This is a genomic window from Flavobacterium sp. UBA6135 (assembly GCF_002428305.1).
Lineage (GTDB): Bacteria > Bacteroidota > Bacteroidia > Flavobacteriales > Flavobacteriaceae > Flavobacterium.
The window spans coordinates 208,802-228,323 of record NZ_DIVJ01000010.1 but is presented as its reverse complement, the minus strand read 5'-3'; the positions used below and the strand labels follow the sequence as shown (position 1 = coordinate 228,323).

16 protein-coding genes are annotated in these 19,522 nt (G+C 34.4%); 3 read left to right on the top strand and 13 right to left on the bottom strand.

From position 1 onward, the window contains the following. Positions 1-2: 2 nt before the first annotated feature. The 7 genes from B3L86_RS03355 to B3L86_RS03325 form a co-directional block, all read right to left on the bottom strand. On the bottom strand, positions 3-431 hold the full coding sequence (locus B3L86_RS03355; protein WP_291115019.1) for a hypothetical protein: 429 nt from the start codon (positions 429-431) through the stop codon (positions 3-5). Then, positions 421-1,077 carry a hypothetical protein gene (locus tag B3L86_RS03350; RefSeq protein ID WP_291115018.1) on the bottom strand — a complete coding sequence of 219 codons (657 nt, stop codon included), beginning with the start codon at positions 1,075-1,077 and terminating at the stop codon, positions 421-423. Before B3L86_RS03350 ends, B3L86_RS03355 begins: the two co-directional genes overlap by 11 nt. A gap of 169 nt (positions 1,078-1,246) precedes the next feature. After that, positions 1,247-1,963: a LytR/AlgR family response regulator transcription factor gene (locus B3L86_RS03345; protein WP_291115016.1), complete on the bottom strand. Its 717-nt coding sequence runs from the start codon at positions 1,961-1,963 to the stop codon at positions 1,247-1,249. Further along, positions 1,926-2,693: a sensor histidine kinase gene (locus B3L86_RS03340; protein WP_291115014.1), complete on the bottom strand. Its 768-nt coding sequence runs from the start codon at positions 2,691-2,693 to the stop codon at positions 1,926-1,928. Before B3L86_RS03340 ends, B3L86_RS03345 begins: the two co-directional genes overlap by 38 nt. A gap of 108 nt (positions 2,694-2,801) precedes the next feature. Next, complete coding sequence (locus B3L86_RS03335; protein WP_291115012.1) at positions 2,802-4,361, bottom strand: DUF6770 family protein; 1,560 nt, start codon at positions 4,359-4,361, stop codon at positions 2,802-2,804. A gap of 12 nt (positions 4,362-4,373) precedes the next feature. Then, positions 4,374-5,672: a M48 family metalloprotease gene (locus B3L86_RS03330; RefSeq protein WP_291115010.1), complete on the bottom strand. Its 1,299-nt coding sequence runs from the start codon at positions 5,670-5,672 to the stop codon at positions 4,374-4,376. A gap of 4 nt (positions 5,673-5,676) precedes the next feature. Beyond that, positions 5,677-7,218: a glycine--tRNA ligase gene (locus B3L86_RS03325; protein WP_291115008.1), complete on the bottom strand. Its 1,542-nt coding sequence runs from the start codon at positions 7,216-7,218 to the stop codon at positions 5,677-5,679. Positions 7,219-7,373: 155 nt separating this feature from the next. Between B3L86_RS03325 and B3L86_RS03320 the strand changes: the two genes are divergently transcribed. Next, positions 7,374-8,054, top strand: coding sequence for a ComF family protein (locus B3L86_RS03320; RefSeq protein ID WP_291115006.1), 681 nt, complete (start codon positions 7,374-7,376; stop codon positions 8,052-8,054). A 74-nt stretch (positions 8,055-8,128) separates the two neighbouring features. Beyond that, on the top strand, positions 8,129-9,715 hold the full coding sequence (locus B3L86_RS03315) for an Ig-like domain-containing protein (protein WP_291115004.1): 1,587 nt from the start codon (positions 8,129-8,131) through the stop codon (positions 9,713-9,715). Between the two features lies 1 nt (position 9,716). Here the strand turns inward: B3L86_RS03315 and B3L86_RS03310 are convergent, their stop codons facing one another. Next, positions 9,717-10,481, bottom strand: coding sequence for an amidohydrolase (locus B3L86_RS03310; RefSeq protein ID WP_291115002.1), 765 nt, complete (start codon positions 10,479-10,481; stop codon positions 9,717-9,719). A 62-nt stretch (positions 10,482-10,543) separates the two neighbouring features. Here B3L86_RS03310 and B3L86_RS03305 point away from each other — a divergent pair, with 62 nt between their 5' ends. Then, positions 10,544-11,107, top strand: a complete 564-nt coding sequence (locus B3L86_RS03305; protein WP_291115000.1) for a hypothetical protein — start codon at positions 10,544-10,546, stop codon at positions 11,105-11,107. Here the strand turns inward: B3L86_RS03305 and B3L86_RS03300 are convergent, their stop codons facing one another. From B3L86_RS03300 to B3L86_RS03280, 5 genes are all read right to left on the bottom strand, one after another. Further along, on the bottom strand, positions 11,108-12,382 hold the full coding sequence (locus B3L86_RS03300; protein WP_291114998.1) for a glucose-1-phosphate adenylyltransferase: 1,275 nt from the start codon (positions 12,380-12,382) through the stop codon (positions 11,108-11,110). Positions 12,383-12,385: 3 nt separating this feature from the next. Beyond that, entirely contained in the window at positions 12,386-13,801 is a 1,416-nt protein-coding gene (locus tag B3L86_RS03295; RefSeq protein WP_291114996.1) for a glycogen synthase, read from the bottom strand. Positions 13,802-13,867: 66 nt separating this feature from the next. Next, entirely contained in the window at positions 13,868-16,654 is a 2,787-nt protein-coding gene (locus B3L86_RS03290) for a GH92 family glycosyl hydrolase (RefSeq protein ID WP_291114994.1), read from the bottom strand. 79 nt (positions 16,655-16,733) lie between these two features. Further along, positions 16,734-17,492, bottom strand: a complete 759-nt coding sequence (locus B3L86_RS03285) for a succinate dehydrogenase/fumarate reductase iron-sulfur subunit (protein ID WP_291114992.1) — start codon at positions 17,490-17,492, stop codon at positions 16,734-16,736. Positions 17,493-17,500: 8 nt separating this feature from the next. Further along, entirely contained in the window at positions 17,501-19,510 is a 2,010-nt protein-coding gene (locus B3L86_RS03280) for a fumarate reductase/succinate dehydrogenase flavoprotein subunit (RefSeq protein WP_291114990.1), read from the bottom strand. Positions 19,511-19,522 lie beyond the last annotated feature (12 nt).

Here is a 19,522-nt window from a genome sequence, read left to right as displayed (position 1 = left end):
GTTTATGGTTTTTTATTTAGTGAGTTTAGTCTAATTCCTAATCCTAATCCTATACGCCATTTTCCATCATTTGTAGCTGTCTTAGCATTGTAGTATATAGGCATTTGAATTGCAAGAAATCGGTAAGAATAAGTTAAACCTACGCCTAAATTAGGTGTTACAAAAGCGTTTTTTGGTGTGTTGTTATCTTCTTTAAATCGTAACGAAGGCAACATTCCTAAGATAAATTTTGAATTGTTTGTGCTAAAATTTACGTTTGGCCCGGTAAAGTTTAAAAAACCTCCCTGATCAACATATCCCATAATTACGATTCCGTCGTAAAATGCAAAATCAACTTTTGGCTCTTGTGCTTCAACATTCGTTGAAAAAAACACGATTATCAGTAAAAGGAACTTGCTATTGTTAACTAATTTCCAAATATTATTTCCCATTTCTATATTGATTCATAATCGATTTAAACAGTTCTCCATTTGTTGGAGGAGTTAAAACAATGGCATTAACTCCAGATTGAACAGAAGATTTTACACTTTCTCTCGTTTTTCCGCTTGTGGCGATAATTGGAAAAAGTGGACTTATGTGTTTAATTTTTTGAATGATTTGATTGGTGTTTTGACCGCCAGTGATATGAAAGATATCAACCCCGGAATTTATTCTGTTTTGAAAAGAAAATTCAGCTGTAGAAACACTAGAAATTACGGGAATAGAAATGTTTCGCTTGATAGTCTCAATATCTTTATTTAAAAACGGCTGATTGACAATTACAGCAGCAGCTCCCATTTGTTCTGCAGCCATAGCCATATCAAGCGACTTTTTCCCTTTTGTTAATCCGCCACCCACACCACATATAACAGGTTTGTTTGAAAAAGAGATAATCGATTTCATAATCCGCTCTGAAGGAGAAAATGGATAAACCGCCAAAACTGCATCCGCTTCAATATTTTCTATAATAGCCATATCCGTAGAAAAAAGTAATGTTTTAACTTTTTTGTTCTGAAAAAAAAGACCTTGACAATTTTGAACTAATGTTTTGGGATACTGTAAAGGCTTACAAGTACTTTTCAAAAAATATTCCTTCATTTTGTTTAGAAGGTTGTTTTTTTGCAACCAATAAAAATCATTTGGACATATCATTTCCATGACTATAAAATTTTATTGCCCAAAAATCCGATATAAAAACTAAATGCATTGTTCTGTTGTAAACAACAACTTGAAGATTGTAATGAAAGAGAAAAAAAGTGTAATGAAATTATAATTTTACCTTAGAGAGGAAATCGTTTTTGTATGTATTCCCTAACATGAGTACAACATTCTTTCCTTTTTGAATCCAATTTGTAGTAATTTGGTCAGCAGAAAAAAATTGAACAACACTAAGTTTGATGATTTCATGTTTATTAATTCGGCAAAAATCTGTTGAAGGAAGGAATTCCAACAATTTTTCAAATGAAATATTTTTTAAAACGATTACAGAACCATCATCCATCACAACTTCCTTATCTCTGCTGTCAATGGAAGCGGTTTTGATGTAGTTGATTTTGTCGAAGTATAATAGTATTTTGCCTTTATCTGCTTGTAGTTGCACATATTTTTTGGGTGGATTTTGCAATTGACTTCTTTTCAATGCCTTTTGAACAGCCATTTGCAATCGCTCTTTTTTGATGGGTTTTTGCAGATAATCCACGGCATCCAATTCAAAAGCTTCCAACGCAAATTCCTTGTAAGCTGTGGCAAAAATAATTAGTTTTCCTTGTAATAGATTTGCTACTTCAATGCCCGAAATCATTGGCATTTCGATGTCTAAAATGCACAAATCGAAATCTAATTCAGGAATTTCACTTAAAAACACATCGGGATTATTAAATGCTTTGACGACTTCCAATTCAGGAATTTGTTCGCAAAGCATTTTCAAATAAGTTAATCCGGGCAACTCATCGTCGAGTAGCAAGCATTTCAGCTTTGTGTTCAAGGAGATTAATTTTTAAATGTGAAATATAAACGTCTTTTTCTACAAATCGATCCAGTTTAAAATGATCTTTGTAGATAATTTTTAGTCTTTGTTCTAAGGTTTGGGTTCCAAAACCGCCTTTGTCTTTGGGCAATTTTGATTTTCCTGAAATTTTATTGGAAACTGTTAAATAGAAAACACTTTCTTTAAATTCAAATACAATGGAAATAAAGGCATCGGCACTTTGTAAATCGGCATGTTTAAAGGCGTTTTCAATCATGTCTATGGAAATCATCGGAGCAATTAACTTTTGGTTATAAAGCAATTCCTCTTCATTCACTTTCATTTTTACTTTTAATTCGAAAAGCGGACTCACTTTTATTTTATTGATTTCTATCAAATTACAGGCAAATTCAATTTCTTCTTTTGGCGTGACAAATTTTTTTCTGCTTTCATACAAAATATAATCCAACACATTGGCCAGTTTATCCAAAGCAAAATACGTTTGATAAGCGTGAGATTGAATAGAATTCAAAATATTTTTAAACAAATGCGGATTAAGTTTTGCTTCCAAAGTTTCCAATTGCAAATTGTTAACTTTATCTTCTAATTGTTGAAATTGCATCTCAATAGCTTCTTTTCTTTTTAAAGATTTAACTAATTTATATCCCAAAAAAAGAGCTATTCCCACCACCAAAACAAGTGCAGCAACTAAAAAATAAAAGTAAAATTGAAAATCATTGGATTCCATAATCTGAAAATGTCTTGCAAATTTAAACAAATAAGGCTTCCCAATTGGAAAGCCTTATTACATATTATTGAATGGTTATTACATTTTTATTCTATAGATAAAAATAGACTAATAGTTAATTTTCTCTAACCTAAACTCAACATCATTATTTGAAACTTCTCGTAACATAATATAACCGTTTTTTGCTTTCATTGGGTAAATTTGTCCGTCTGAAGTTTTTAAACTTATTTTTTCATTTTCAAATTTTCCGTCAATGTAAGTTACAATACCTAATTTATAATCTGGCTTTTTCTTCCCCCGTTTACCTTCTTTTTCATTATTGGCATAAAAAAGAACAAATCCATTATCTACATCTTGTAACTTTTGAGCATACAGGTAATCAAATAGTCCGAATTTAGCCAGAAGGTATCCGTTTCCTCTATAGTATTTATATGTACGAGGAGTTTTATCTATTTTCTGAAATGTAGAAATCTTCATATTCGAATCAAATTCAAGCAAATACATGTTTCCAATGGTAGGATTTTTAAAATCACTAAAAGTTTCTGTTACCATTACCAATTTTCCTTCTTTAGTATAATAATGATGTAATGGGTGCAAATAACCTTCTTTCTTAATATTACCATTTGGAGTTATCGATTTATAATAAGAAGCAAAATCTGTAAACTTAGCAACATTAAGTTTTTTTTGTTTTCCGGTTTCAATATCAAAAACCCCATGATAAAAGCCTAAATGTTTTTTACTGCTAAAAACAGACCCTTTCTTTCTAAAATGACCTGAAAAATGCACTTCATTGTTTACAAATTTTGCAGAACCATATGAAAAGTCATATAAATCTGATTCAAATTTTATGGTGCTTTTCTCTACTCCATTATTTTTATCAATAATTACAAAGTAATTAAAAGGCTTTTTATCCTTATCTTTTTTGCTTTCAGTTTTGTAGCACAAAATATAATTTTCGTTATCAGCAACAACACTTATATCTGTACTGCCATTTTTTGTAGGTGATTTATCATATTTATACTCAAACAACGTATTAAAGTCTTTGTCATAAAAATGTAACGTACTTTTTTTTCTGTAATTAGGTTTATTGGGATTAGAACCAAATTTCTTTTCAATTGCAAAAAAATTATCTGAAATATAACTGGCTGTTTTTGTTTTAAAGTGAAAGCTAACGTCTTTTAAATCTGCTTCAGTTCTTTTATAGGTTTTAAAATCTACAAAACAATAAGGCTCTGAAAGTGTATTTGTCTTTAAATCTAAATCGATATACTCCTCTACAGGGCTTACTCCACGATCAATCATACAAATTACAATTTTATCGCCCATCTTTACGGCATACAACATTTTTGTTACCGATTGTTTCATGTTTTGTTGACCCGCTTGAATTAATATAAAATTTTTCATTTGAGCGGTATTCTTCTTTTCAAATATAGCAGAAGAAACTTTATTTAAGTTTTTATCTAACAAAACCACTTCTAATTCAAATTTATTTTTTTCAACGATATCTTTTTGATAAAGGAGCAAATAGCCATATACATCTTCTCCTTTATTTTCATATATGATTTCAGAGTCAAGCATTTTACCTGAACTGATTTCGCTTAATCGATTGATTTGTGCAGTCGCATTTAAGCAAAACAGCATTGTACAAAAAAGTAATGTTTTTTTCATTTAGTGGTTGATTTAGTATTTATAATGCTCTGTAATTTCATTAAATTCTGCTTTTCGAAGGTTTCTAATAAAGCTTAAAAAAGAATTATAACTCTTGGAAAATTTTGGGTTTTCTGTATCTAAAAAACGATTCAGAGTATAATTATTTCTTGCCTCTCTTAGTTTGTTCAAATTATCATGTAACATCTTCTTGTAAAAAACATCGTCCGGACTGTATTTTAAAGAAATTAACGTGTGATAAAGTGACTTGCCATATTCTTCCTGAAAATAAAGAATCAAGACATACTCTTTGTTTGCGTCTTTTTTTATTTTATTGTAAGGTGAGAAATTAATTACTTCATTAGAAGGGCTTATATTGAAAGTGCGTTTCAAAAAATTAATTCTAGTATCAATGTCGGGATGAGTTCGTAAAGAATCAACCTCCCAAAAACGAATAGTATTACTGTAATTATAATTGGCCAATTTATTGCTTATCAACCATTCATCTTTAAAGTTTTGATTGGGTGTTGTAAATACTCTTTTATAATTTTCTGACACTAAAGAATCTTTCTCTTCATCAATTGTTTTTAAAAGTCTCAGGGCATTTAAAGCCACTTCCATATGTTTTGGATAAGCTTTGTTAAAAAGTATAAACCCCAGAGAATCTGCCTGATGTTCGTGTTTTCTTCGACCTTCTCTTGAACTGTAAACTAATTTCTTAAGATAGGTTTCTGCCTTTTTTTGTTTGTTGAATTTTTCTTTTTCAATTTCTTTTGATTGATTTTGAACACCTTTAGAAGTATTTAATTCAGCATTCTTAAACATTGAAATATTTACATGATCTAATAACTGATGAGCAATTTCGTGAGACATTACATAAGCCAACTGATACTCATTATCCAAATTATGAGCTAAAGGAAGATTGATGACAATAATACCATCGCCATAATTGTATGCGTTTGCCTGTTCGTTTAGCGAAAGTAAAACAAGAATATCACTTAAATCATAATCTGAATTTGCATTTTTTATTTCCTCAAAAGTAGACTTTAGCAAAGGAGAATATTTTTCATCCTCCACAAAAACTCCTTTTTTAATAAGATTTAAAAATTCTTTTTTCTTCTCAGGATATGCATCTACAAGATATTTCCGAACCTTTTTATCTGGTAAATTTTTAAGTTTTAATTCTGTTTTAGAGGTGATTTCTAAATATTTTAATTCCAACAAATTACGATACGCTTTGTCTGTTGTATCTATGACAGTTTCTTGTTGGCCGGAAACTGTCAAACCAATAAGGAAAAAAATCAAACCAAATAAATACGTCGCTTTTTTCATTAGTTTACATTTTTATTAACCAATTTCGCATCGAAACATCATTCGCAATAATAGCTCTTAATTCCGAAATTTTCACACGGTCTTGTTGCATTGAATCTCTATGACGAATGGTAACTGTTTCATCTTCTATGGTTTGATGGTCAACTGTAATGCAAAATGGTGTTCCTAAGGCATCTTGTCTTCTGTAACGACGCCCTACGGCATCTTTTTCATCATACGCCACATTGAAATCCCATTTCAATTCTTCTACAATTTTTCTTGAAATTTCAGGTAAACCGTCTTTCTTAACCAAAGGTAAAACAGCTGCTTTTGTTGGAGCTAAAACCGAAGGTAAACGTAAAACTGTTCGTGTTGAACCGTCTTCTAATGCTTCTTCTGTTAAGGAATTGGCAAAAACAGCCAAAAACATTCGGTCTAAACCAACTGAAGTTTCTACTACGTATGGAACATAATTTTTGTTTTCTTCCGTATCAAAATATTGTAATTTCTTTCCTGAATATTGTTCGTGAGCTTTCAAATCGAAGTCTGTTCTGGAATGAATTCCTTCCAATTCTTTGAATCCGAATGGGAAATTAAATTCGATATCTGCTGCTGCATTGGCATAATGAGCTAATTTTTCGTGGTCGTGAAAACGGTAATTTTCTCTACCTAAACCAAGCGATAAATGCCATTTTAAACGGGTTTCTTTCCAGTAGTCATACCATTTCATCTCTTCGCCCGGTTTCACAAAAAATTGCATTTCCATTTGTTCAAATTCACGCATACGGAAGATGAACTGACGAGCTACAATCTCGTTTCTAAACGCTTTTCCGGTTTGAGCAATTCCAAATGGAATTTTCATACGACCCGATTTTTGCACGTTTAAGAAATTCACAAAAATGCCCTGAGCCGTTTCCGGACGCAAATACAAATCCATCGCAGAGTCGGCAGAAGCTCCTAATTTGGTGCCGAACATCAAGTTAAACTGACGCACTTCGGTCCAATTTCGGGAACCAGATTCCGGACAAGCAATCTCTAATTCTTCAATTAATGCTTTTACATCGGCTAAATCTTCATTACCTAAAGAACGAGCCATTCTTTCCAAAATTTCGCGTTGTTTGGCTTTGTATTCCATCACACGAGGGTTGGTGGTCACATATTGAGCTTCGTCAAATGTATCACCAAAACGTTCTCTGGCTTTGTCAATCTCTTTTTGTGCTTTTTGGTTTAATTTTTCAGCATAATCCTCAATTAAAACATCGGCACGGTATCTTTTTTTCGAATCTTTGTTGTCAATCAACGGATCATTGAAGGCATCAACGTGACCCGAAGCTTTCCAAGTCGTTGGATGCATAAAAATCGCAGCGTCAATACCTACGATGTTTTCGTGCATTTGCACCATCGATTTCCACCAATATTCTCTTATATTTTTCTTTAATTCTGCTCCGTTTTGAGCATAATCGTAAACGGCACTTAAACCGTCATAAATTTCACTGGATGGAAAAATAAACCCGTATTCTTTTGCGTGTGAAATTACATTCTTAAAATTATCTTCTTGTTTTGCCATAATGGTGCAAAAATATAAAAAAGATTAGATTGGTGGGGGTTATGACTAAAAAAGCTTTTTAATATAAATTGTCATTCAATTCATTAATAATTTCTGTTCTAGTTACATTTGATTTCAATAAAAATTTACATTTGTAATACTAAACACGCAAAAGTATGCTCAAAAGCCTTTTTAATTTATTCTATCCCACTGTTTGCTTGGCTTGTAGCGATTTGTTGCTCGCAAACGAAACAACAATTTGCACCACTTGTCGGCATGAACTTCCCTTGACAAGACATACGGAAATGGAAAACAACGAAATAATCAAAAGATTTTATGGAAGGTTAGAGTTGAAACATGCTTCTTCATTGTTGTATTTTCACAAAAAGGGAATTGTTCAGGAGTTAATTCATAAATTAAAATACAAAAACCATCAGGAAGTAGGCACTTTTTTAGGCGAATGGTATGGTGAAGAACTGAAGGCTATTCATGAAAAAGTAGTTTTCGATGAAATAATACCTGTTCCTTTACATAAAAAAAGATTGAAAGAACGAGGCTATAATCAATTGACTACTTTTGGACACGCACTCTCAAAATCACTCAATGTACCCTATAATGACAGCATTTTACACAGAGATGTTTATGCAGTAACGCAAACCAAAAAATCATTTTTTGATAGAATTGACGATAAAAAAACAGCATTTGGTGTGGATTATACGCCAACGGATTATGGGAAACATTTTTTATTGATTGATGATGTAATAACCTCGGGTTCAACCTTAGAAGCTTGTGGCAAAGTTTTGGCCTCTATTCCCAACTCAAAAATCAGCATTGCAGCTTTAGCATACAATCAATAGTAAACAAAAACATAAAACATTTCATTTCCACTAAATATAATTGTTATTTTGTGACTCAAAATTATTTGTAGCTCATGAGGTTTCTCACTATACTTCTTTTTTCCCTATTAATAACCGGATGTGCCAAACGTGGCTTTATTACCGGAGGTTTAAAAGATACCATTTCTCCAGTTTTAAAAATCAGCGACCCTAAAAACTATTCAACCCATTTTGACGCTAAAGAAATCAAACTTCATTTTGACGAATATATAAAATTAAAAGATGTCAACAAACAATTGATTGTTTCGCCATTGATGAAACACGCACCAACAATTAGTCCGTCATTTGCAAGTAAAACAATTACTATCAAGATAAATGACACGTTGTTACCAAACACTACCTACAGTTTAAATTTTGGCAAAAGTATTCAAGACAACAACGAAGGGAATCCATATCAACAATTTAAATATGTGTTTTCAACGGGTTCATATATTGATTCCTTAACAGTTGTTGGAAGCATAAAAGATGCATTTTACCCAAACCCCGATAATTTTGTATCTATTCATTTATATGAATACAATGAAAAATTTTATGATTCCATAATTTACAAGGAAAATCCAAGATATATAACCAACACTTTAGATTCAGCTTCTACTTTTAAATTAGAAAATCTAAAAGAAGGGAAATACATCCTCGTCGCTTTGAAAGACAACAACAACAATTATAAATTTGACCCGAAAAACGATAAAATTGCTTTTTTTAGCGAGCCAATAACCGTTCCTGAAAATTCATTTTATGAAATGGAATTGTTTCAAGAGGAATTGCCATTTAAAGCTATTAGAGCAACACAAGCTTCAGGAAATAAATTAATAGTGGGACATGAGGGTAAACCAAAAAATGTAGCTGTAAAGTTGTTCAACGGAACAACAGAACTTGACACAAAAATTAGTAAAGTTGAAGGAAAAGATTCACTTCAGATTTGGTATCCCATGCAAAAAACGGACTCCTTAAAGCTGCAACTTAAATCAAAAAATTATGAAAAAGATTTTATGGTAAAATTAAAAAATATGAAAGTTGACACCCTATCCGTTGGCTTACAGCCTACAGGAAGTGTTAATTTTAGAGATACTCTAAGCTTAAAAACAAGCACCCCTTTGTCAAAATGGGATGAAACAAAAATAGAATTGCGAAACAAAGACTCGATTTTAATTCCGGTTACAACAAAATACAATGCTGAAAAACAATTCCTTCAATTACTGTTCAAAAAAGAGGAACGAGAAAATTATAAACTTACTTTGTTGCCAAATGCAGTAACAGACATGTTTGAAAAAACAAACGATTCGATGAGTTTTAAATTTAACACACGAAATATTAGTGATTATGGAAATTTAACCTTGAAAATAGTAGGTGCAAAATCCTATCCGATTATTGTGCAACTTACTGACAACAAAGGAAAAACATTAGCAGAGTCTTATGCTACAAATTCCGACAATGTAAATTTTGACCTATTACAACCTAATAAATTTACAGTTCGAATAATTTATGACAATAACAAAAACGGTATTTGGGATACCGGAAGTTATCTTGAAAAAAGACAAACCGAAGAAGTCTATTATTATCCAACGTCTATTGAAGTTAGATCGAATTGGGATGTGGAACAAACCATAAATGTAGGTGGCTAAATTAACGCATTTGAAAGATATCCCTGTCGTTTAAGAACCCCAGTTTATTGCGTGTTTCCATCATTTTTTGATGGGATAATGTAGCCGTAAAAACAGTTTCGTTTTCATCAGGTGTAACCAAATAATTCCCCAGTTCATCAATAATTTGTGTGTGACCAACATAGGGATGCCCATTACCGTCTTCTCCAATTCGATTTACTCCAATAACATAACTCATGTTTTCTATTGCTCTGGCTTTTAATAACGCATCCCAGGCTGCAATTCGCGGTTTTGGCCAATTGGCAACATAAATAATTGCATCATAATCTTCTGTATTTCTGACAAAAACCGGAAAACGCAAATCATAACATATTTGAAGACAAATGTTCCAATTGAGATATGAAATTATAACTTTTTCATTTCCTGAGGTATACGACTTGTCTTCTCCTGCCAAAGTAAACAAATGTTTTTTGTCATAATAGCGAATATCTCCATTTGGAAAAACAAAAAGCATCCGATTAAAAAAAAGATTGTTTTCAGAAATAACCATACTACCCGTAATCGCTACATTTTTGCGAATAGCCATATTTTTAAGCCAAAGTACTGTTTCTCCACTCATTTCCTCAGCCACAACACTCGGATTCATGGTAAAACCGGAAGTAAACATTTCAGGAAGTACAATTAAGTCAACCTCATCTTGGATAGAATTGATTTTTTCTTCAAAATAATTTCTGTTGGCTGAAGCATTTTCCCAAAATAATGACCCTTGAATACAACTCACTTTCATGTTTGAATATTTTTATAAAATTACATTAAATATTATTTCTTATCTTGACAAAAATTCATCTCATGAAAAATTACATACTCACAGTATCACTTTTTGCAACACTAAGTCTTTTTGCACAAGAAAAATCAGGAGCTCAACAATTTTGGGAAACCTTAAAAACACATTGTGGCAAATCCTTTGAAGGTGAAATTACCGAAGGTCCGGCAAACGATGATTTTCGTGGCAAACGTTTAGTCATGCATGTTCGCAGTTGTGAAGACAATCGCATTCGTATTCCTTTTTTTGTGGGCGATGACAAATCAAGAACTTGGGTATTGACCCTTAAAAACGATAGAATCACACTCAAACATGACCATAGACATGAAGATGGCTCTGAAGATAAAGTAACGCAATATGGCGGAACTACATCAAACTCCGGTTTGCCAAAAATTCAATTTTTCCCGGCAGATCAAGAAACAAGTGATTTAATTGGCTATGCATCTACTAATGTTTGGTGGATAACCGTTGATGAAACTTCTTTTACCTATAATTTAAGACGTATTGGTTCAGACCGTGTTTTTTCAGTAAAATTTGATTTGACAAAATCAGTTGAAAACCCTTCAGCTCCTTGGGGTTGGAAAGACTAATTATCCAACCGAAAAGCCATCAGGTAAAACAACACCTTTTTTCACTACAATAATGCCATCTCTAACGGTGTACCATTTTGTATTGACGTCTTCAAGATGCTTACCGCCGTTTAGTTTGACATCATTTCCAATTCTACAGTTTTTATCCACTATAGTATTGTTAATTTGGCAACGCTCCCCAATTCCAATATTGATAATATGTTGGCTATAATTGGTGCTTATTTCTTCTAAATTTTGATAAAAATCATTACCCATTAAATACGAATTAGTGATTACTGAATTGGCTCCAATTCTGCTTCTAATTCCAATCACGGAATGATTGATTTGTGCTGCATTAATGATACAACCTTCTGCCATTATCGTTTTTTCAATGGTAGTTTTACCGGAAATCTTGGTAGGTGGTAATGTTCTGGCTCGTGTATAGATTCTTTTAGAGTTGTCAAACAAATTGAATTTTGGTATATCTTCCGTCAATTCTAAATTGGCTTCAAAAAAGGAGTCAATATTTCCAATATCTGTCCAATAGCCTTCATATTGATAACTCAATACTTTGTGCTTCCCGATGGCTTGCGGAATAATTTCTTTTCCAAAGTCTTTAGTGTCGGGGTTTGACATTAATTCTACCAATAAATCACGGTTAAAAATATAAATACCCATAGACGCCAAATAATGCCTCCCTTCGCTTTTCATCTCGTCACTTACTTCAGAAGTCCATTCAGGTAATAATGCTGCTTTAGGTTTTTCAATGAATGAGGTGATAAAACTCTCATTGTTGGTTTTTAAAATTCCGAATTCAGGGGCTTCTTTTGAAGAAACAGGTAATGTTGCTATTGAAATGGCGGCTCCACTCTTTTCATGTGCGGCAATCATCTCGTTAAAATTCATTTGATACAATTGATCTCCGGATAAAATCAAAGCATAATCAAATTCATGATTCATGAAATGTTGCATGCATTGTCTTACGGCATCGGCAGTTCCTTGAAACCAAGTGGGGTTGTCAGGTGTTTGTTCTGCGGCCAAAATATCCACAAAAGCAGTACTGAAATGACTGAAATGGTACGTATTTTTTATATGTTGATTTAAAGATGCCGAATTGAATTGTGTCAAAACAAACATGCGTTTAATGTCAGAATTGATACAATTTGAAATAGGAATATCCACCAACCTGTATTTTCCGGCAATCGGAACCGCCGGCTTTGAACGACTTTCAGTTAATGGAGCTAATCGAGATCCTTGTCCGCCACCTAAGATAATGGCTAATGCACTTTTGTTCATATTCTATTGTATTAACGATTGGTAAACAGTACTATATTCTTCTGCAACTTTATCCCATGAATGGTCAATTTGCATACAGGTTTTTCTAACCGCATCAAATGATTTGGTAGCTTCATATAAAACAATGGCCCGATACATGGAATGCGTCACATCAAAAACACTGGTTTCATTATGACAAATTCCAAAACCACCATCACCAATGTCTAAAACGGTATCTTTTAAACCGCCGGTTCTTCGAACAATGGGAATCGTGCCATAACGCAACGCATACATTTGATTCAATCCGCAAGGTTCTACTCGTGAAGGCATTAACAGAAAATCAGCTCCGGCATAAATGATGTGAGCCAATTTTTCATTATATCCGATATAGGCATTATAATTTCCGTGATAGAAATTTTGTAGGCTTTGCAAACCTCGTTCAACATTTGGGTCTCCGGAACCTAAAATCAAAATATTTAATTTTTGATGAAATTCATTTAAAGCTACACTACAAATTTGAGGTAGCAAATCAGCTCCTTTTTCTCCAACCAAACGACCAATAAAGGTAAATAAAGGTAATTTTGGATCTAAATTAAACTGTTCACATAAAAAGGCTTTGTTGGCTTCTTTGCCTTTTTTAAAACCTTTAATCGTATAATTGGTTTGAAGCATTTCATCCGTTTGGGTATTCCAAACATCAGTGTCAATGCCGTTTAAAATTCCAAGTGATTTATAACGTTCAAAACGCAGTAAATGTTCCAAACCATTGGCGTTTTCACTAATTTCATCCAAATAACTTGGCGAAACAGTGGTAACTTTCCAAGCACATTTAATGCCCGAAGCCAAAGGATTGATAATGCCTCCCCATTCTAAAAATCCCATTTTTCCTCTTTCAAAATCAGGGATATAATGTATTCTGTCAAATCCAAACCAACCTTGATATTGACCATTATGAATCGTTAAAACCGTTGGAGTATGTTTTAAATCTTGGTAATTGAAACAAAACTGAACCATAAACGGAATTAATCCCGTATGATGATCATGACAATGAATAACATCCGGTTTCTGATCTGTTTCGGTGAGCCAATTTAAAAAAGCGATTTGAAAAGCGGTAAACCGTTCCGTATCATCTTCATACGAATAAACATTGGGTCGGTCAAAAAGTTCCGGAATGGCAATAACATACAATTGAAAACCTAATTTATTGGTTTTTTCTCTCATAATAGTGTACGAAAACTGAAACCACCCTAATTTCAATAAACCTTTATGTACAGTATCAAATTCGTTTTCATTGGTGAATTTGTTGTCATAGCCCGGCACCACAACTTTGGCAGTATGACCGAGTTTATTGAGATATTTTGGCAAGGCACCCACAACGTCAGCCAAACCGCCAACCTTTGCAACAGGATAACATTCTGCACTTATATGAAAAATTTCCATAGATATAAACTAGTTCAGTAGTTCATAAAGATAGGGAATTATTTGAAATGTTGTAATGTTGTTAATTTATTTTATTGTTATCTCATCAATAAAAATAAACGCTTCACCATCATACGGAAAACCTTGGTGCCATTCGGGTAATTTACCGAAGTTGGTGGCAATGATTTTTACATATCGAGCATTTATCAGCTTATTTTTACTTTCAAATCCTTTGATGATGGAATTGTAATCTTTCGGGTCAATCGTGTTGTTTTGTGTGTCAAAAAGCGTAAAATTCACATTATCATCTGAAATATAGTAGTCCACTTTGGTGGGCATCAAAATCCACGAACGGGTATCTTGCAGAAAATTGGCGGTAATTTGATTGATTTCACGGGCGGATTGCATATCAATCACCGCTTCAAAATCTTGCGATTGATACCCTTGCCAATCGCCTTTTCGCCAGTTTTCGGTACCAAAAATACCGTCAATCAAACCTTCCGGACCACCGGCGTGGTATTGCGGATTGTAAGTTGATTTGATGTCGATGGTGAAATTGTTTGGTTTTTTGAAGAAAGTGGCGGAGATGGTATTGCTTTTTTGACCATAACCATCTTCTGTATAAAGTTTTACTTCTGTTGTTTTATCAAGAGTTAAAGTTGTAGTATCAGCCATTTTAAAAGGACTTCCGTTCAAACTGTAAAAAAATTCAACTTCTTTATTTTGAGAAATAAATGAAATTACTGTTTTATCTAGGAAAGCCTTACTGTCAGCCTCAATAACCGGAATTACAGATAGATTCCTAACAAAATAATCTTTGTCTGGCATTTCTTTTAAATTCAATCCAAACATATCATCTTTGGTTAATTTATCAATACTTCTAGAAGTCCCATCCTCAAAATTCACTTTCATTTTTTCAAAATAAGGCTCAGTAGTCGTCCAAAAAGGTTGTCCCGGTGTTACATTATAAATTCCCATCGAACTCAACACATACCACGCACTCATTTGGCCGCAATCTTCATTGCCAATTAAACCGTCGGGGTCGTTTTTATAGAAATTCTCTAAAATGAAATGTACTTTTTCTTTTGTCTTTTCCGGTTTGTTCACATAATTGTACAAATACGCTACATGATGACTTGGTTCATTTCCGTGAGCATACTGACCGATTAAACCGGTGATATCCACTTGATGACGACCGGACGTTTCACTGACAGAATTAAACATTTCATCTAATTTGGCTTCAAATTTGGCTTCGCCGCCCATTGCTTCAATCATTCCCGGAATGTCTTGCGGCACAAAAAACGTGTATTGCCATCCGTTGGCTTCGGTGTAATTGTTGTTCACTTCTTTGGGGTCAAAAGGTTTATCCCAACCACCATTTTTTTTGGGTTGGATGAATCCGGTTTCCCAATTAAAGAGATTTTTCCAATTTTGAGAACGAAGCATAAAATACTGATAATCTTCTTTTTTACCAAGTAATTCGGCCATCTGAGCGATACACCAATCGTCATAGGCATATTCTAATGTTTTGGAAACACTTTCGTGTTCATCATCAATCGAAATAAAACCTTGCTTTTTGTAAGCATCCAATCCTAAATGATCGAGCATAGCGGAATGTTTGGCGGCTTCATAGGCTTTTTCATAATCAAAACCTTTTATACCTTTTACCATTGCATCGGCAATCACAGAAACAGAATGATAGCCAATCATACAATCGGTTTCGTTGGAAGCCAATTCCCAAACGGGTAAGCGACCGCCTTGTTCATATTGTTTTATAAAGGTGTTGATGTAATCTGAGGTTCGTTTTTTATCAATTAAGGTATACAGCGGATGAGCAGCTCGAAAGGTGTCCCAAAGGGAAAAAACGGTGTAATAATCAAATCCTTCCGCTTGGTGAATTTTGTTGTCGCGACCTCGGTATTTTCCGTCTAAATCTTGAGCGATGTTGGGTTGCATCATCGTATGATACAAAGCGGTGTAGAAAATAGTGAGTTTATTTTTATCATTAGAGGTGACTTCTATTTTGGAGAGTTCTTTGTTCCATAATTCTTCTGCCGCTTTTTTAACTTTATTGAAGTCCCAATGTGGAATTTCGGTGCTGTTGAGTTGTGCTCCACTATGTCCTGTGGGTGAAAGGGCTACTTTTACAAGTATCTTGTCACCTTTTTTGACTTTTTTAGAGAAACTAATTGCCAACTCGGTTCCGTGATAATCACCTTTTATTCCTTTAAAAATGGTTTTTTCTTTGTTTATTTTTAAAGGAACATTAAATTCAATTCTGGCATAAACATGTTGGTCACGAGCCCATGCTTCACTTCGTCTTAATACTTCAATGGTTTTATCATCTATTACTCTAATTTCACCTTCCAATAATTTATCCCGATGATTTAAATCTAAAATGATGTTGGCTTGACCGCTTTCATTGAAGGTATATTCATGAAAACCAACTCTTGTGGATGTTGTTAATCGAACATCGATGTTATGTTTATCTAATTTAACGGAATAAAATCCGGCAGAAGCTTTTTCATTTTTATGTGAAAAAGTGGAGGAATAAATTTTGTTGTCAAAGGACGGTTCGCCCATCGTGGGCATTAACAAAATATCGCCATAATCAGAAACGCCTGTTCCGTTGAGATGAGTATGTGAGAAGCCATAAATGCGATTATCAGAATAATGATAACCGGAACAGCCTTCCCAACTACCGTCGATGCGGGTGTCTGGGGAAAGTTGCACCATTCCGTATGGCACGGTGGCTCCAGGGAATGTATGTCCGGTTCCGCCGGTTCCGATGAAGGGGTTGACGTAGTGTTGGTAGTTTTGACCAAATGTTATTTGAGAAATAAATAAGACAAAAATTATTTTATAGAATTTCATTAGAATCGTTTTATCAAATATAAAAAAAAGCATTCAACTACTGCTGAATGCTTTTATTATTTAAAAAAAAACGTAAATTTTACAAACTTGCTTTCAAATATTCTCTGTTCATACGGGCAATATTTTCTAGGGAAATGCCTTTTGGACATTCCACTTCACAAGCACCGGTATTGGTACAGTTTCCGAAACCTTCTTCGTCCATTTGACGAACCATGTTTAGAACACGCTCAGTTGCTTCTACTTTTCCTTGTGGTAACAACGCATACTGTGATACTTTCGCTCCAACAAATAACATGGCTGAACCGTTTTTACAAGTCGCCACACAAGCTCCGCAACCAATACAAGCCGCCGCCATAAAAGCTTTGTCTGCATCGTCTTTTGGCACAGGAAGTGAGTTGGCATCAATGGTTTTTCCGGATGTATTTACAGAAACGAATCCACCAGCTTGTTGAATTCGGTCAAATGCACTTCTGTCTACCACTAAATCTTTGATTACCGGGAAGGCTTTGCTCCTCCAAGGTTCAACGTAAATGGTATCGCCATCGTTGAACATTCGCATGTGCAATTGACAGGTGGTGATGCCGGTATCCGGTCCGTGAGCACGTCCGTTGATGTATAACGAACAGCTTCCGCAGATTCCTTCACGACAGTCGTGATCGAACGCAACAGGTTCTTTTCTGTCATTGACTAATTGCTCATTTAATTGGTCTAACATTTCCAAAAACGAACTGGCTGTTGAAACATTATCTAGTTTGTAAGTTTCGATTCCACCTTTTGTTTTGGTGTTCTTTTGACGCCAAATTTTCAGGGTAATATTTATATTTTTTGCTGTTGACATAATGCTAATTATTTATAATTACGAGCTGCAATTTTAATCTCTTCGTATTTCAATTCTTCTTTGTGTAATACGGCTTTTGAAATGTCTGAACCTTTGTATTCCCAAGCTCCCACAAATTTAAAGTTTTCGTCGTCACGTAAGGTTTCACCTTCTGCATCTTGGTATTCTTCTCGGAAGTGACCCCCACATGATTCGTTACGTTGCAAGGCATCCATTGCCATTAATTGTCCCAATTCAATAAAATCGGCTACACGAAGAGCTTTTTCTAATTCAGGGTTTAATTCGTCTGAAGTTCCGGGAACATACACATCGCTGTAGAATTCTTCTTTTAGTTGAGCAATTTCTGAAATGGCTTGTTTTAAACCTTGTTCGTTTCTTCCCATTCCTACTTTATTCCACATGATTAAACCTAAACGTTTGTGGAAATGGTCAACAGTTTTAGAACCGTTATTGTTTAAAAATTTATCGATCTGCGATTTTACATTGGATTCTGCTTCAGCAAATTCAGGTAAATCAGTCGAAATTTTTCCGGTTCTGATTTCGTCTGCTAAATAGTTAGAAACGGTATAGGGTAATACGAAATATCCATCGGCTAAACCTTGCATTAAAGCAGAAGCACCTAAACGGTTGGCTCCGTGATCAGAGAAATTGGCTTCTCCCGCCACAAAACAACCTGGAATAGTTGACATCAAATTATAATCAACCCAAACGCCACCCATCGTATAATGCACAGCAGGATAAATTTTCATTGGGGTTTCGTATGGATTTTCATCGGTAATTTTTTGGTACATGGTGAATAAGTTTCCGTACTTTTCTTCCAACCATTTTTTACCTAATTTGATGATTTCTTCTTCAGAAGGATTGTGATTTCCTTGAGCATAAGCGGCTTGCTTTCCTTTGCTTTTAATTTCTGTCGAGAAATCAAGGTAAACCCCTTCATTGGTGTCATTTGCTTCAATTCCGTAACCGGCATCACAACGCTCTTTAGCGGCTCTGGAAGCTACGTCACGAGGCACTAAGTTTCCAAAAGCAGGATATCTTCTTTCCAAGAAATAATCTCTTTCTTCTTCTGCTATTTGAGTTGGTTTTAATTTTCCAGCACGAATCGCTTCGGCATCTTCTTTCTTTTTAGGAACCCAAATTCGACCGGAATTACGCAATGATTCAGACATTAGCGTTAATTTCGACTGATTGGTTCCGTGAACCGGAATACACGTTGGGTGAATTTGAACGAAACATGGATTGGCAAATAACGCTCCTTGTTTATGGATTTTCCATGAAGCAGTAACATTACTTCCCATGGCATTGGTTGAAAGGAAATAAACATTTCCATAACCTCCCGAAGCTATAACTACAGCGTGAGCTGAATGTCTTTCTAATTCACCTGTGATTAGGTTTCTGGCAATAATTCCGCGAGCTTTTCCGTCTACTTTTACCAATTCTAACATTTCGTGACGGTTGTACATTTTCACACGACCTAATCCGATTTGTCTTGATAAAGCGGAATAAGCACCTAATAATAATTGTTGTCCTGTTTGACCAGCAGCATAAAACGTACGTTGCACTTGCGTTCCTCCAAAAGAACGGTTGTCTAACATCCCGCCATATTCGCGAGCAAAAGGAACACCTTGAGCCACACATTGGTCGATGATGCTACCTGAAACTTCGGCTAAACGATGAACGTTGGCTTCACGAGCACGGTAATCGCCTCCTTTTATGGTATCATAAAAAAGACGGTACACACTATCCCCATCATTTTGATAATTTTTAGCGGCATTAATTCCACCTTGAGCCGCAATAGAGTGAGCTCTACGAGGTGAATCTTGAAAACAAAACGCACTTACATTATAACCCATTTCTCCAAAAGAAGCGGCAGCAGAAGCTCCGGCCAAACCGGTTCCCACTACAATAATGTCAATTTTCGGACGGTTATTAGGTGCAACTAACTTTAAATGATTTTTGTGGTTTGTCCACTTTTGACCAACTGGACCTTCCGGTATTTTTGAATCTAACTTCATAATATATTCTGA

What these genes read in the sequence shown, in the direction of transcription:
- B3L86_RS03340 (WP_291115014.1), bottom strand. Translation starts at nt 2,693, where the DNA reads ATGGAATCCAATGATTTTCAATTTTACTTTTATTTTTTAGTTGCTGCA.
- B3L86_RS03330 (WP_291115010.1), bottom strand. Translation starts at nt 5,672, where the DNA reads ATGAAAAAAGCGACGTATTTATTTGGTTTGATTTTTTTCCTTATTGGT.
- B3L86_RS03290 (WP_291114994.1), bottom strand. Translation starts at nt 16,654, where the DNA reads ATGAAATTCTATAAAATAATTTTTGTCTTATTTATTTCTCAAATAACA.
- B3L86_RS03350 (WP_291115018.1), bottom strand. Translation starts at nt 1,077, where the DNA reads ATGAAGGAATATTTTTTGAAAAGTACTTGTAAGCCTTTACAGTATCCC.
- B3L86_RS03285 (WP_291114992.1), bottom strand. Translation starts at nt 17,492, where the DNA reads ATGTCAACAGCAAAAAATATAAATATTACCCTGAAAATTTGGCGTCAA.
- B3L86_RS03325 (WP_291115008.1), bottom strand. Translation starts at nt 7,218, where the DNA reads ATGGCAAAACAAGAAGATAATTTTAAGAATGTAATTTCACACGCAAAA.
- B3L86_RS03280 (WP_291114990.1), bottom strand. Translation starts at nt 19,510, where the DNA reads ATGAAGTTAGATTCAAAAATACCGGAAGGTCCAGTTGGTCAAAAGTGG.
- B3L86_RS03310 (WP_291115002.1), bottom strand. Translation starts at nt 10,481, where the DNA reads ATGAAAGTGAGTTGTATTCAAGGGTCATTATTTTGGGAAAATGCTTCA.
- B3L86_RS03355 (WP_291115019.1), bottom strand. Translation starts at nt 431, where the DNA reads ATGGGAAATAATATTTGGAAATTAGTTAACAATAGCAAGTTCCTTTTA.
- B3L86_RS03295 (WP_291114996.1), bottom strand. Translation starts at nt 13,801, where the DNA reads ATGGAAATTTTTCATATAAGTGCAGAATGTTATCCTGTTGCAAAGGTT.
- B3L86_RS03320 (WP_291115006.1), top strand. Translation starts at nt 7,374, where the DNA reads ATGCTCAAAAGCCTTTTTAATTTATTCTATCCCACTGTTTGCTTGGCT.
- B3L86_RS03315 (WP_291115004.1), top strand. Translation starts at nt 8,129, where the DNA reads ATGAGGTTTCTCACTATACTTCTTTTTTCCCTATTAATAACCGGATGT.
- B3L86_RS03335 (WP_291115012.1), bottom strand. Translation starts at nt 4,361, where the DNA reads ATGAAAAAAACATTACTTTTTTGTACAATGCTGTTTTGCTTAAATGCG.
- B3L86_RS03305 (WP_291115000.1), top strand. Translation starts at nt 10,544, where the DNA reads ATGAAAAATTACATACTCACAGTATCACTTTTTGCAACACTAAGTCTT.
- B3L86_RS03300 (WP_291114998.1), bottom strand. Translation starts at nt 12,382, where the DNA reads ATGAACAAAAGTGCATTAGCCATTATCTTAGGTGGCGGACAAGGATCT.